At 66.6% G+C, this 12,421-nt stretch carries 12 protein-coding genes; 2 read left to right on the top strand and 10 right to left on the bottom strand.

The window, feature by feature from the left end; genetic code table 11:
- Positions 1 to 8: 8 nt before the first annotated feature.
- Positions 9 to 197 (bottom strand): hypothetical protein, encoded by a 189-nt coding sequence (locus LLH23_19380; protein MCE5240628.1) that lies wholly within the window; start codon positions 195 to 197, stop codon positions 9 to 11.
- Between the two features lie 170 nt (positions 198 to 367).
- Here LLH23_19380 and LLH23_19375 point away from each other — a divergent pair, with 170 nt between their 5' ends.
- Positions 368 to 1,300 (top strand): Gfo/Idh/MocA family oxidoreductase, encoded by a 933-nt coding sequence (locus LLH23_19375; GenBank protein ID MCE5240627.1) that lies wholly within the window; start codon positions 368 to 370, stop codon positions 1,298 to 1,300.
- On the opposite strand, the gene LLH23_19370 is transcribed toward LLH23_19375, so the two are convergent.
- The 5 genes from LLH23_19370 to LLH23_19350 all read right to left on the bottom strand — a co-directional run bounded on the left by LLH23_19370 (position 1,263) and on the right by LLH23_19350 (position 6,655).
- Entirely contained in the window at positions 1,263 to 2,186 is a 924-nt protein-coding gene (locus LLH23_19370; protein ID MCE5240626.1) for a hypothetical protein, read from the bottom strand. The genes LLH23_19375 and LLH23_19370 overlap by 38 nt on opposite strands.
- Positions 2,187 to 2,289: 103 nt before the next feature.
- Positions 2,290 to 3,987 (bottom strand): formate--tetrahydrofolate ligase, encoded by a 1,698-nt coding sequence (locus tag LLH23_19365; GenBank protein ID MCE5240625.1) that lies wholly within the window; start codon positions 3,985 to 3,987, stop codon positions 2,290 to 2,292.
- Between the two features lie 185 nt (positions 3,988 to 4,172).
- The gene (locus tag LLH23_19360) at positions 4,173 to 5,369 is read right to left on the bottom strand and encodes a hypothetical protein (protein MCE5240624.1); all 1,197 of its coding nucleotides are present in this window, start codon (positions 5,367 to 5,369) and stop codon (positions 4,173 to 4,175) included.
- 2 nt (positions 5,370 to 5,371) lie between these two features.
- The gene (gene wrbA / locus LLH23_19355) at positions 5,372 to 5,992 is read right to left on the bottom strand and encodes an NAD(P)H:quinone oxidoreductase (GenBank protein MCE5240623.1); all 621 of its coding nucleotides are present in this window, start codon (positions 5,990 to 5,992) and stop codon (positions 5,372 to 5,374) included.
- Between the two features lie 99 nt (positions 5,993 to 6,091).
- Complete coding sequence (locus tag LLH23_19350; protein ID MCE5240622.1) at positions 6,092 to 6,655, bottom strand: MarR family winged helix-turn-helix transcriptional regulator; 564 nt, start codon at positions 6,653 to 6,655, stop codon at positions 6,092 to 6,094.
- Positions 6,656 to 6,828: 173 nt separating this feature from the next.
- Between LLH23_19350 and LLH23_19345 the strand changes: the two genes are divergently transcribed.
- Positions 6,829 to 7,449 carry a DUF1559 domain-containing protein gene (locus tag LLH23_19345; GenBank protein ID MCE5240621.1) on the top strand — a complete coding sequence of 207 codons (621 nt, stop codon included), beginning with the start codon at positions 6,829 to 6,831 and terminating at the stop codon, positions 7,447 to 7,449.
- Between the two features lie 81 nt (positions 7,450 to 7,530).
- On the opposite strand, the gene tpiA is transcribed toward LLH23_19345, so the two are convergent.
- From tpiA to LLH23_19325, 4 genes are all read right to left on the bottom strand, one after another.
- Positions 7,531 to 8,343 (bottom strand): triose-phosphate isomerase, encoded by an 813-nt coding sequence (gene tpiA / locus LLH23_19340; GenBank protein MCE5240620.1) that lies wholly within the window; start codon positions 8,341 to 8,343, stop codon positions 7,531 to 7,533.
- 130 nt (positions 8,344 to 8,473) lie between these two features.
- Positions 8,474 to 9,661 carry a phosphoglycerate kinase gene (locus tag LLH23_19335; protein MCE5240619.1) on the bottom strand — a complete coding sequence of 396 codons (1,188 nt, stop codon included), beginning with the start codon at positions 9,659 to 9,661 and terminating at the stop codon, positions 8,474 to 8,476.
- Between the two features lie 253 nt (positions 9,662 to 9,914).
- Complete coding sequence (gap, locus tag LLH23_19330; GenBank protein ID MCE5240618.1) at positions 9,915 to 10,967, bottom strand: type I glyceraldehyde-3-phosphate dehydrogenase; 1,053 nt, start codon at positions 10,965 to 10,967, stop codon at positions 9,915 to 9,917.
- A gap of 178 nt (positions 10,968 to 11,145) precedes the next feature.
- Positions 11,146 to 12,408 (bottom strand): YvcK family protein, encoded by a 1,263-nt coding sequence (locus tag LLH23_19325; protein ID MCE5240617.1) that lies wholly within the window; start codon positions 12,406 to 12,408, stop codon positions 11,146 to 11,148.
- Positions 12,409 to 12,421: the final 13 nt, after the last annotated feature.

The following is a 12,421-nucleotide window of genomic DNA, read 5'->3' as shown; positions in this document are numbered from 1 at the left end:
CGCCTTCTTCAGTCTGCTGTGATCTGCCCCCACAGCCGCTCCACCACGGGGCGGACCAGCTTCGTCCACTGCGCGTACATCTCCGCCTTCAGGTGCAGCTTGTCGGGCAGGAAGCACTCGGGGCGCACTTGGCCCTGGGCGTCGAGCAGCGTGGGCGAGATGTCCACATAGGCCAGGCGCGGGTCGCGCGAGCACATCCGCTGCAGACGCCGGTTCGCGTCCTGGAACTTGTCCCAGTATGGCCAGCGCGCCGGGCTGGGCTTAGTCGAGATGAACCGCAGTTTTCGCCTCGGGGCGTGCGCAGACCTGCCGCCGGGGAGGTAAGTGCCTCGACGCCGCGAACCATGCCCGTTCGGGAGGGTCACCCATGGGATACACACGCCTGGCCATCATCGGCTACGGGCACATGTCGGCCAACACGTACTGTCCGCTGCTCCATCACTTCGCCGATCGCGTCAAGCTGACGGCACTCGTCGAGCCCGACGAGCAGAAGCGCGCGGCCGCGCTGGGCACGTATGCCTTCGAGCGGGGCTGCACGAGCCTCCAGGAGATGCTCAGCGCCGTGCGGCCCGACGCCGCCCTGGTGCTCACCCCGGCAGCCACGCACTACGGTCTCATCGGCCCGCTCCTGGAGGCCGGGGTGGACGTCTACACGGAGAAGCCGGACACGCCCGAGCTGGTCCACGCGCGGGAGTTGGTGGCGCTGGCCGAGCGGAAGCAGTGTGTCTACCAGGTCGGCCAGAACCGCCTCTTCATGACCGCCCTCGTACGCGCCAAGGAGTTCCTGGGCGACCGGCCCGTGGACTTCGCGCATGTCGAGAAGAGCAAGACCATCCGCCGCACCGACGCCGCCTATCTGCTGGACGACGGCCTGCATGTCATGTCGCCGCTGATATGGTTGGCCGGCGACGTGGCCGAGGTGCGGAGCGTCGTGCATGTGCCGCAGCGACTGCTGGCCGTGCAGTTCCGTCTGGGCTCCGGCGGGGCAGCCAACCTCGTGCAGCACGTGGACAGCGGCACATGGGTGGAGCGCTTCCTGCTTCACGCCGAGGCGCGCAGCGCCAACATCCTGAGCCCCGACACCGTGGAGTTGTACGAGAGTGGTCAGCAGGTCGGCGAGAGCCACGTCGGGCGCGTGAAGATGCTCTTCAGCACAGCGGAGCTGCTGGGCTTCCGGGACGCGTTGGCGCACTTCCTGGACTGCGTGCTGAGCCGGCAGGAGCCGCGCGGCTCGGCCAGGAGCCTGCTGCGGGTCCATGAGGTCATGGACGAGGTGTTCCGGTTGGGTGGGATTGAGTAGGGGACCGCTCCACAGCCTGGACGAGCCAGTCCGGTGGCGGGTGCGGCACGGCGCCCAGCTTGCAGAACTCACGTTCGGACATGAGTCGGAAGCTGCCATCGGTGAAGACCACGCCGCGGCGGCCCTGGAGGTATGGTCCCCCGGTCCACAGCATCGGCTGGCCCTGACCATCCGGCGCCAACCTGTCTGGAACTCCTCCGACTTGGTAGGGCGCCACCCACGCACGCCGCGACCACGGTAACCAGGGGGGAGCGACATCCAGGAGGGCTTTCCCGCGCGAGCCGACCGCAGCTCTGAACATCATGGGTGTGCTTGAGGTGTCGGTGACGGCGCTCCGGATGCTCCCACCATGCTTCGGTGCGGTGCTCCGCAGGAAGTACGCTCCGCCCGCGAGCATCCAGCCCTCGCGCCCGAAGATGGGTTGGGGCTCCGAGCCGTAGTTCAGTTGCAGAAAGCCAAAGCTCACGGCGGCGCTCAGGACGTTGGCGACAATGACCGCGATGAACGCCCAGTGGGCGCGGTGGGAAGGCCGTTCACTGGAGCTCCGAGCGCACGGCAGCACCACCGAGGTCTCGATGATGACACTGGGGATGACCAGGACGAAGAGCTGTTGGGGGTCGGTGAGCTGCATCGCCCCGACGACGGCGTAGCCGATCAGGCCCGACAGAGCGTTCGCCCCAACGGTGGTGATGAGAGCGGCCAGCCAGGACATGCGCGTCATCAGCCAGATGACGAGCCACTCGACCGCCAGCACCAGCACGACGATGGCGGCCTGGATACCCGGGCGGAACTGCCCCATCTGCCCCCAGGAATAGTTGGCCCAGACGGGTGTGCTGAAGAACACCAGCGCGGCAACGAACCACGCGCGTCGCCCCGGCGTACTCATCGTCCCCCTCCGTGCTATGCCAATGGGGCCGGACGGGCAGCAGCCGTCCGGCCCTCGAACCACTGCGCGCGCGGGGACACGCGCGCCCACGCGCCTGCTACGCCTAGAAGAGCCCGACGATGTTCCCTGCCTCGTCAATTCCCACGTCCACCGCCGCCGGGCGCGTGGGCAGGCCGGGCATGGTGCTCATCGTGCCGCACAGCGGGTACAGGAACCCCGCGCCCACGGAGGGGCGCACGTCGCGGATCGGCAGGCGGTATCCGGTCGGGCGGCCCTTCACGTTCGGGTCGTGGCTCAACGACAGGTGAGTCTTGGCCATGCAGATGGGCAGGTTGCCCAGGCCCTGCTCCTCGAAAGCCTTAATCTTCTTCTCGGCCTCCGGCTCGTAGTCCACGCCCGCCGCGCCGTAGATGCTCGTGGCGATCTTCTCGATCTTGGCCTTGATCGGCTCATCCAGCTCGTACAGATAGCGGAAGTCCGACGGCGCCTGGCAGGCTGCCTTGACCGCATGGGCCAGGTCCGCTCCACCCTCTCCACCGCGACCGTGCACGAAGCTCTCCACAGCCGCGAGCGCTCCGGCCTGCCTGGCCGCGCGGGCCACAATCTCGATCTCCTCGGGCGTGTCGTAGGGGAAGCGGTTGATGGCGACGACCACGGGCAGGCCGAACCCCACCATGTTCTCCACGTGCTTCACCAGGTTCTGCACACCCTTTTCCACCGCCGCCGGGTTGGGGGTCTCGATCTCCTGGGTCGGGGGCTTCTTGCCGGGCGGGAACTTGAAGGCCCCGCCGTGCAGCTTCATGGCCTTGATGGTCGCCACGATGACCACGCAGCTCGGCTGCATGTGCCCCACGCGGCACTTGATGTCCAGGAACTTCTCCGCGCCCATGTCCGCGCCGAAGCCGGCCTCGGTGACGCAGTAGTCGCCCAGCTTCAGTGCGATGCGGTCGGCGACGATGGAGTTGGTGCCGATGGCGATGTTGGCGAAGGGCCCCGCGTGGACAAAGCAGGCGCCGTTGTCTAGCCCCTGGATGAGGTTGGGCATCAGGGCGTCCTTCATCAGCACTGTCATCGCCCCGCCGAAGCCCAGATCATCGGCCGTGACCGGCTCGCCGTCGGTGGTGGAGGCCACCTGGATCCGCCCGAGACGCCGGCGAAGGTCCTGCAGGTCGCTCGACAGCGCCAGGATCGCCATGACTTCCGACGCCACGGCAATGTCGAAGCCTGTCTGGCGAGGCCGGCCGTCGTTCTTCGTCCCCAGGCCGCCGACGATGTTGCGCAGGAAGTTGTCGTTCATGTCAATGACCCGCCGCCAACTGATGGAGTACGGGTCAATGTTGAGCGGGTTGCTATGCCAGATGCTGGCGTCAATGCCGGCGGCCAGCAGGTTCGTCGCCGCAGCCACGGCGTGAATGTCGCCCGTGAAGTGCAGGTTGAGGTCCTCCATGGGGATGACCTGCGCATATCCGCCCCCGGCCGCGCCGCCCTTGATGCCGAAGACCGGGCCCATGCTCGGTTGGCGGATGGTCGAGATCGCCCGCTCGCCGATGTGGCGCAGCCCCTGGGTCAGGCCGAGGGTCGTGACTGTCTTGCCCTCGCCCAGTGGCGTGGGCGTGACGGCTGTCACGAGTACGAGCTTGCCATCCGGGCGATCCGCCAGGCGGTCCAGGACCGATAGGTGGACCTTGGCTTTGTAGCGGCCGTAGAACTCGAGTTCGTCGTCCTGCAGGCCGATGCCGGCGGCCACCTCGGCAACGGGCTTGATGGTGGCCTGTTGGGCGATTTCCAGGTCGCTGAGCATAGACAGAACCTCTGTTGTAGTCTCGCGTCGGTCTGACGCGGTCGCGATTGTACGATAGGGGCGGCCTGGGGCGCAAGGCGGAGGGGACTGTCCCGAGCCGTATCCGGGGCTGTCCCCGTCTACGCTGGTGGGGTCAGCCCCCTGCCAATCGGCTGCGCCGTCGCTGCGGGGACAGACCCCAGCGGTTAGTCCACGATCCCGCTCAAGTCCATCCAGTACACGCCGCGGAAGCCCTCGTGGATGCTGTCGAAGCTGACCGACTTGCCGTCGGGCATCCAGCGCGGGTGCAGGTCGCAGCGCAGGTCCACGTTTTCGCGCGTGTAGGCCTCAGCGCGGAAGCGGCCCAGCGTGATCAGCTCATCGCGCTCCACGGAGTACACGTAGAGCGTCCGCAGGTGATCCGGGGACGAGTCCGGGTAACTGTCGTAGAGCATCCACTTCAGGTTCGGCGAGTACGAGCAGTGGCCGTCGGCGCGGAACAGCTCGGCGTTGATGAGCTGGTGCTCGCCCGTCACGTCGTCCACGAGGATGAGTTGCGGGTCCTTCGGGCCGGCCATCATGTAGAAGAGCATCGTGCGGTCATCGCGCCAGTGGTAATGGGACGCCATGCCGTGGCAGTTGTGGTAGCGCAGGTCGCCGCCGTTGCTGTCGGCCGTGACCAGCCACGTGTCCCAGCGCCCGGCGGGCTCGGGGAAGTTGCGCAGCAGGAACAGGTAGCGATCGGCGGAGGGGTTGAAGGTGATGTGGTTGATGACGACCTTGCGGCCGACGATCTCCTCGCCGTGGGCGGCCAGGAAGTCCACGGCCTCGGCCAGCGACAGGATCATGCGGCTGTCGCCAGTGGCCAGGTCCATCAAGTACACGCCATCGTCGGCGGGGGCGGCGATGTCCGTGAAGGGGTCCTTGATCTCCTCATAGCCATAGCCGGGGCGGAAGTCGTAGATGCGCGGCATGTTGACACACACGGCCTTGGTGCCGTCCTGCGCGACGTTGGTCACCGCGCGGGGTAGATGACGCTGCGCGCCGGTGGCGAGGTTGTGGATGCAGCAGCCGAAGGCGCCGTCGCCGAAGGTGTTGTACAGGCAGACGTCGGGCTGCGGGAGCCACTGCAACATGCAGCTTTGCTGGAAGTTCCAGGCGACGGTCTCGCCGAAGACGTCGAGGTGCGGCTCGGCGGCTAAGCCGCCTGCCGTCGGCAGCGGCAGCCACCCGAGCAGCGCCTTGTCCTCCGGGGTGGGGAAGTGGTCGCGGAACGGCACCTGCAGGCACAAGTGCCGGCCCCGGGCGTCGGCCGCGGGGAGATCATAGTAGCCGAAGAAGAACTGCCCCCCGGTGGGGGACAGGCGGACCAGCGGCGCGGCGACATCGAGAGCTTCAGGCATCGTCAACGGACTCCTTTGAGGGCCTCGGCCAGCCTCGCCACGCGATCCCCGAGGGCCAAGCAGATGGCGCGCTCGTCCTCGGTCAGGGGCTGGTCGGAGTTCGGGCCGGCCACGTGGCTGGGCCCGTAGGGGGTTCCCCCCATGGTGGTAGTGAAGAGCTGTGTCACCGAGTAGGGCACCCCGGCCACGACGTAGCCGAGGTGGATCAGCGGTGCATAGCTGGCGACGATCGTCATCTCCTGGCCGCCGTGCAAGGTGGAGGTCGAGGTGAAGAAGGCGGCCGGCTTGTTGATCGTCGCGCCAGACAGCCAGAGCTTCCCCGTCTGGTCAAAGAAGGCCTTCATCTGGGCGGCCATGTTGCCATAGCGGGTGGGGGCACCGAAGATCGCGCCGTCGGCGGCACCAAGCTCGTCCACCGTGGCGGCCGGGTACTGCTCCCGCAGCCGGTCGAGGTTCTGCTGCCACCGCGCGTCGGCGGCGATGACTTCCGTCGGGGTGATCGGGTCGCCGACGAAGGCCACGGTCGGCTCGCCGCCGCCCTGGCGCACCCCCTCGGCCACCGCCAACGCCATCTGCTCGACATTGCCGTAGCGACTGTAGAAGGGGACGTAGATGGTTGCCATGTGGCCGACCTCCAGGGAGGGGAGAGGGCCGCGAATGAACGCGGCCGGCGAAAGAGTTCGCCGGCGGTGCGTGGAGTCCTGCGGGCAGGGGGGGAGGGATCAGACTTCCGAGGCGGCCGCCGGGCTGAGTTCGTCGCGCGCCTGGCTGACGAGGCACTCGCCGACATGCTCCACGCCGCAGCGCAGGCAGACCTTCGAGACGACCTGCTCGTGGTCGAGAGCTGCCTCGACGAAGGCGTGGAGCCCGCGTCGCAGGTCGTCGGCGTCGTCGCTCTCCAGGCGGCTCATGATGCGTTCGAGGCCGCGGGCACGCTGGTCGCGCACGAAGTCCGCGCAACGCCGGCCGGTTGCACTGAGCTGCAGTTCCACCACGCGCCGGTCGCTCTCACTCTCGTGGCGCTCGATGAGGTCCTTGCGGACCAGACGCTCCACCAGCTTGACGGCCGCCGGGTGACTGACTGCGAGCCCCTCGGCGAGGTGCCGGATGGAGCACTTCTGATGGCGCTGGATGAACAGGAGGCCCTGCCACTGCGAGTCCGACAGGTCGAAGCAGGGCGCGCCCTCCAGGGCACGCTCGGTCAGCACGCGCTCGATGACGTTCACGAAGATGTCGCAGAGCTTGTTGAAGGGGATGCGGCTGGGGCCGGAGCCTCTGCTGGCCATGGCAGGTCGTCCGTTCGTGGGATTGTCAGACCGGGTGAGTATAACACAGTCACATACCCGGCGCAAAGGCATACCCATGCCGCATCGCAGCCAGATAGTGACTTGACGAAGCACTCTATTCCGGATATCCTGCCGCCTGACCTGCAATCCAGATACAAGGAGAAGGCACAAGCATGAAGAGAGGTTTCACACTCATCGAGCTGCTCGTCGTCATCGCCATCATCGCCATTCTGGCAGCGATCCTGTTCCCGGTCTTTGCCAAGGCCCGGGAGAAGGCGCGTCAGACGTCGTGCCTGAGCAACCTCAAGCAGGTCGCGCTGGCGCAGATGATGTACATCGAGGACTATGACGAGATGCTGCCGTACGCGCAGAACTGGGACCCGGCGCTCGGCTCCATGCCGATCACCGCATACTGGTTCATGGTCATCCAGCCCTACATGAAGAACACCCAGGCGCTCAAGTGCCCCAGTGCGAATTCGGTGGCCGGCACCATCACGGACTACGGTCGGTGCCAGCATCATCTGCCGTACCGGCAGCCGGGCGGATCGATCTCGCTGGCCGTTTTCAAGTACCCGGCCGAGGTCAACATGTTCTGTGACGCCTACCCGACCGCCGGCTGGAACTGGATGTACACCTACTGCCCCATCAACAGCCCCGACCTCACCCAATCCATCTCCAACCGGCACAACGGAGGCGCCAACATGGCCTTCTTCGACGGCCACTGCAAGTGGCTGTCGTGGACCACGATCACGGGCGATTCGCAGGTAGCCATACGGTTCTTCCACACGAACTAGCGGCGGCCCAGACGCTCCCGGACTCGCGAACCAGGCCCGGCAACTGCCGGGCCTGGTCATGTTCTGGGTGGTAGATCCGGCCTACTCCACGGACGCCTTGGCGGCCGCGATCAGCGGCACGAAGCCGTCCACCTTCAGCGAGGCCCCGCCCACCAGCCCGCCGTCAATGTTCGGCTTGGCCATGAGGCCCTCGACGTTGTCGGCCTTGACGCTGCCGCCGTACAGGACGCGGAGGCCGTCGGCGACAGTCTGGCCCGCGACCGCGGCGACCGTGGCGCGGACGATGCCGCAGATGCGGTCGGCCTCGTCCGCGTCGCAGACCTCGCCCGTGCCGATGGCCCACACCGGCTCGTAGGCGATGACCATCTTGGCGACGTCCTCGGGGGCGAGGCCGTCGAGCATGGCCTTGACCTGCCCGGCGACGACGGCATCAGCCTGCCCGGCCTGGCGCTCGCTCAGCAGCTCGCCGCAGCACACGATGGGCTTGAGCCCAGCCTTGAGTGCCTGCTTGGTCTTGGCGTTGACGGTCACGTCGCTGTCGGCGAAGTAGGCGACATGGGCGTCGGTCCAGCCGTCTTCGAGCTTGCCGAAGCGGCCGCGGCGCTCGGAGTGGCCGATGATGACCCACTGGGCGCCGGTGGACAGGATCATGGCGGCCGAGATCTCACCCGTGTAGGCGCCCTTGTCCGCCCAGAACATGTTCTGGGCCGCGACCTCGACCGGCGAGTCCTTCGTGCAGTTGACGACGGTGGTCAGGGCGGTGGCGGGCACGCCCAGCACGACTTCGGCCTGCCCGGGACAGCCCATGTTCTCCACGACGCCACAGGCGAGCTTGCACGCTTCCGCGTTGTCGCAGTTCATCTTCCAGTTTCCGGCCATGATTGGCTTGCGCATATCGTCTTCCTCCGTTGGAGGGGCCGGCTAGCAGCCGGCCCGTCGTTGGTGACATCAGTTGCGATGTGGCTAGCGGAGCAGACGGCGGGCCGGCTGATAGCCGGCCCCTCCAACGGCTCCGGTGCTCCCCCTACTTGTCGTCCAGCGCGTCCACGCCCGGCAGGCTGCCCTTCTCGAGGAACTCGAGGGAGGCGCCGCCGCCGGTCGAGACGTGATCAATCTTGTCTTCCAGGCCCATCTGCGTGACGGCCGCGACCGAGTCGCCGCCACCGATGACGTTGAAGCCCGGGCAGTCGCCCATGGCCTTCGCCACTTCCAGCGTCCCCGCATCGAAGGGCTTGACCTCGAAGTGGCCCATCGGGCCATTCCAGAAGACGGTCTGGGCGGCGCGGACGATGTCGGCGAACATCGTGGCAGACTTCGGGCCGATATCCTGGGCATCCCAGCCCGGCTCGATCTGGTCGGCCGCGGCGAACTTGCTGCTGTGGTCGCCGGCCACGTTCTGCATGTTGACATCCACCGGCAGGATCATCTTGCCGAGGTAGTCCTTCATGTCCACGTCAATCTGCTTAGCCTGCTCGACGGCATCGTCGGGGCAGTAGCTCGCACCGACCTCCAGGCCGCGGGCCTTGAAGAACGCCCACGTCATCGCGCCGCCGATGAGCATCTTCTCGCAGCGCGGCAGCAGGCTCGTGATGACCCCGATCTTGTCCTTGACCTTCTTGCCGCCCAGCACCACCACGAAGCCTTCACCGGGGGCGTTGTAGAGCTGCTCCAGCTTGGAGACCTCGAGCTCGACCAGCAGTCCCGCCACGTTCGGCGACAGGAACTGCGTGACGCCGTAGACGCTGGCGTGCTTGCGGTGCGAGCTGCCGAAGGCGTCGTTGACGAACGCCTGGGCGGGCGCCGCCAACTCCTTGGCGAAGGCGAGCATCTGCTCCTTGTCCTTGCTCTCCTCGCCGGGGTAGAAGCGGGTGTTTTCCAGGAGGATGACATCGCCCGGCTGCATCTTGGCAACCGCGTCGGCGACCTTGGGGCCGATGCAATCGTCCACGAAGGGGACGTTCTTGCCGAGCAGCTCGGCCAGCCTCGCGGCACAGGGCGCCAGGCTCTCCTCGGGGTTGCGCTTGCCCTCGGGGCGCCCCAGGTGCGAGCACAGCACCAGCTTGCTGCTCGACAGCGCCTTGAGGGTAGGGAGGGCAGCGCTGATGCGCGTGTCATCGGTGATGCGGCCGCTGTCCAGCGGCACGTTGAAATCCACGCGGACCAGCACGACCTGTCCGCTCAGGTCCACGTCCTTGATGGTCTGCTTGTTCATGTGCCATTCCTCCAGCCTGAACCGAGAATGGGGCAGGCCCACGGAGGCCCGAGGCCTCCGGCCCGCGACGGTTAGTGGTGCATCATCTTGCTGAAGACAAAGGCCTGTAACAGATGCAGGGCCACTGTCGCCGAGATGCCTATCAGGATCAGGTTGCGAATCATGCGCCCCAACATGGCAGGGCCTCGCCTTCAGCCTCGCACGAAAACGGCGGAGTCGTTGCCGACTCCGCCGTATCATTCGTCGCGTGGGTCTAGAGCCCCTTCTCGCCGATCAGCTTCATCAGCTCAGCGGTGCGGTTGCTGTAACCCCACTCATTGTCGTACCAGCCGAGGACCTTGACGAAGTTGCCGTCAATGACCTGGGTGATCAGGCCGTCAATGATGCAGGAATGGGGATCGGCCACGATGTCGGACAGGACGATGGGCTCGTCGGTGTAGGCCAGGATGTTCTTGAGCGCGCCCTCAGCGGCCGCCTTGTACGCCGCGTTGATCTCCTCGGCGGAGGCGGGCTTGGCCAGCTCAACGGTCAGGTCGGTGGCCGAACCGGTCGGGGTCGGCACGCGCATGGCATAGCCGTTCATCTTGCCCTTCAGGGACGGGAGGACCTCACCGATGGCCTTGGCGGCGCCGGTGGTGGTCGGGATCATGTTCAGGGCCGCGGCGCGGGTGCGGCGCAGGTCCTTGTGCGGGAAGTCCAGGATGACCTGGTCGTTGGTATAGCTGTGGATGGTGGTCATCAGACCGCGCACGATGCCCCAGTTCTCTTCCAGCACCTTGCACATCGGGGCCAGACAGTTGGTCGTGCAGGAGGCGTTCGACAGGATGTGGTGGGACTTGGGGCAATACGTGTCGTCGTTGACGCCCAGAACGATCGTCTTCACGTCGCCCTTGGCCGGGGCGGAGATGACGACCTTCTTGGCGCCGGCCTGCAGGTGCATGCCGGCCTTGTCGGCCTCGGTGAAGCGGCCGGTGGACTCCAGGACCACTTCGACGCCCAGCGCAGCCCACGGAAGGTTGGCGGGGTTCTTGTCGGCCAGGCTGTAGACGGCCTTGCCGTCCACGAGCAGCGTGCCGACGGGGGCCTCGCTGGTGTAGCCGTCGATCTTCACGTCGTCGCCGACGGCGATGCAGCCACCGAACTTGCCGTAGATGCTGTCATACTTGAGCAGGTGAGCCAGCGTCTTGTCGTCAGTGAGGTCGTTGACGGCGACGACTTCGACCTCCCCCTGGAAGCGCTCCCAGATGGCCTTGAAGACCTGCCGGCCGATGCGTCCGAAACCGTTGATGCCTACCTTAACAGCCATGTCTATATCCCTCCTCCGCAGGTGCGGGGCAGTATTGGACCCGTCTGAAGCGATGTCCGGGGACGGCGCAGGGGGGTAGTCGGAGCACCGCGATCAAACAGTATGTCATTATACTGTTTGCCAACCCACTGTCAACCGCTCTCTGCAACCACGTCAGCCGTGCAGAACGCCCATGGCGCTACTGCGCCAGGTCTACGAGCAGCCGCGCCAGTCGCTGCGGATCGTGGCGGACGAACCCGTCCTCCTGGAGCAGCGAAGCCGTGATCGGGATGTACCCGAGTTTGGCGATCTGCCGCACATCCGGCACGATGAACTCGGCGCCTGACGCCGCGTAGCGCTCCATCACTTCCCGGCGCGGCCGCTGTTCGTTGAGCACCACATACTCGAAGATGGGGACGTCCACATGCCGCCGCAGAGCCTGGGCGTGGTCCACAGCGGTCATGTGGTCGGTCTCGCCGGGCTGGGTCATGATGTTGCACACATAGACCCGGGCGGCGCTGGAAGCAGCAATGGTCTGCGCCAGCCGGGGCACAAGCAGGTTCGGCACCAGACTGGTGTACAGGCTGCCGGGGCCAATGACGATCAGGTCGGCGGCCGCGATGGCCTCCAGCACCTCGGGCAGCGGCTCCGGATCCGGCGGATCCAGGTACACATAGTCAATGGCGCAGGGCGACTGGCTGATGCTGCTCTCACCCCGGAGCTGCTGCCCGTCCTGCAGGCGCGCGCACAGCCGCACGCTGTCGAGGGTGGGGGGGAGCACCTTGCCGCGAATGGCCAGGACGCGGCTGGTCTCGAGAATGGCCGCCTCAAAATCGCCGGTGATGTGCTCCAGGGCGGCGATGAGCAGGTTGCCCAGGCTGTGCCCGCCCAGCTCCGGGGCCCGCTCATCGAAGCGGTACTGGAGCATCTGCGTCATCAGGGGCTCTTCATCGGCCAGGGCGGCCAGGCAGTTGCGGATGTCGCCGGGAGCCAGCGTGAGCGAAGGCATCTCCTTGCGCAGGCGGCCGGAACTGCCACCGTCGTCGGAGACCACGACGATCGCCGTGAGGTTGGTTGTGAAGGCCTTGAGGCCGCGCAGGAGGGACGACAGGCCGGTCCCACCACCCAGGGCCACGATCTTCAGGCCGCTGCCCAGGCGCCGCTGCTGCCACATGCGGTCCACCAGTTGCGTCTCGTCAGGCAAAAGCGCCCGGGCGATGTTGCGCACTACGGCCACGAACGACACCGCGACGACGATGAGCCCGACCAGCAGCACCAGCAGCCCGACCCGCGCCGCCTGATCGGTGCTGCCGATGCTGGCGATCAGCTCGCCAAGCAGCAGGTTGAAGCTCAGCAGGGCCCCCAGGCCCACCAACACCAGGCCGAGGATGAGCAGCAGGACCCAGCGTTTGACGCCGAGACCGGGCTGCAGCCAGCGAAGGGCGCGACGGAAGCTGCTCATGGATCTCCGATCA

The sequence above is a fragment of the bacterium genome (genome assembly GCA_021372615.1).
GTDB lineage: Bacteria > Armatimonadota > Zipacnadia > Zipacnadales > UBA11051 > JAJFUB01.
This window is presented reverse-complemented; position numbering and strand designations above follow the sequence as displayed.

Excerpts from the sequence above, each read along its gene's own strand:
- LLH23_19380 (MCE5240628.1), bottom strand. The coding sequence starts at position 197 with ATGTGCTCGCGCGACCCGCGCCTGGCCTATGTGGACATCTCGCCCACG.
- LLH23_19375 (MCE5240627.1), top strand. The coding sequence starts at position 368 with ATGGGATACACACGCCTGGCCATCATCGGCTACGGGCACATGTCGGCC.
- LLH23_19370 (MCE5240626.1), bottom strand. The coding sequence starts at position 2,186 with ATGAGTACGCCGGGGCGACGCGCGTGGTTCGTTGCCGCGCTGGTGTTC.
- LLH23_19365 (MCE5240625.1), bottom strand. The coding sequence starts at position 3,987 with ATGCTCAGCGACCTGGAAATCGCCCAACAGGCCACCATCAAGCCCGTT.
- LLH23_19360 (MCE5240624.1), bottom strand. The coding sequence starts at position 5,369 with ATGCCTGAAGCTCTCGATGTCGCCGCGCCGCTGGTCCGCCTGTCCCCC.
- wrbA (MCE5240623.1), bottom strand. The coding sequence starts at position 5,992 with ATGGCAACCATCTACGTCCCCTTCTACAGTCGCTACGGCAATGTCGAG.
- LLH23_19350 (MCE5240622.1), bottom strand. The coding sequence starts at position 6,655 with ATGGCCAGCAGAGGCTCCGGCCCCAGCCGCATCCCCTTCAACAAGCTC.
- LLH23_19345 (MCE5240621.1), top strand. The coding sequence starts at position 6,829 with ATGAAGAGAGGTTTCACACTCATCGAGCTGCTCGTCGTCATCGCCATC.
- tpiA (MCE5240620.1), bottom strand. The coding sequence starts at position 8,343 with ATGCGCAAGCCAATCATGGCCGGAAACTGGAAGATGAACTGCGACAAC.
- LLH23_19335 (MCE5240619.1), bottom strand. The coding sequence starts at position 9,661 with ATGAACAAGCAGACCATCAAGGACGTGGACCTGAGCGGACAGGTCGTG.
- gap (MCE5240618.1), bottom strand. The coding sequence starts at position 10,967 with ATGGCTGTTAAGGTAGGCATCAACGGTTTCGGACGCATCGGCCGGCAG.
- LLH23_19325 (MCE5240617.1), bottom strand. The coding sequence starts at position 12,408 with ATGAGCAGCTTCCGTCGCGCCCTTCGCTGGCTGCAGCCCGGTCTCGGC.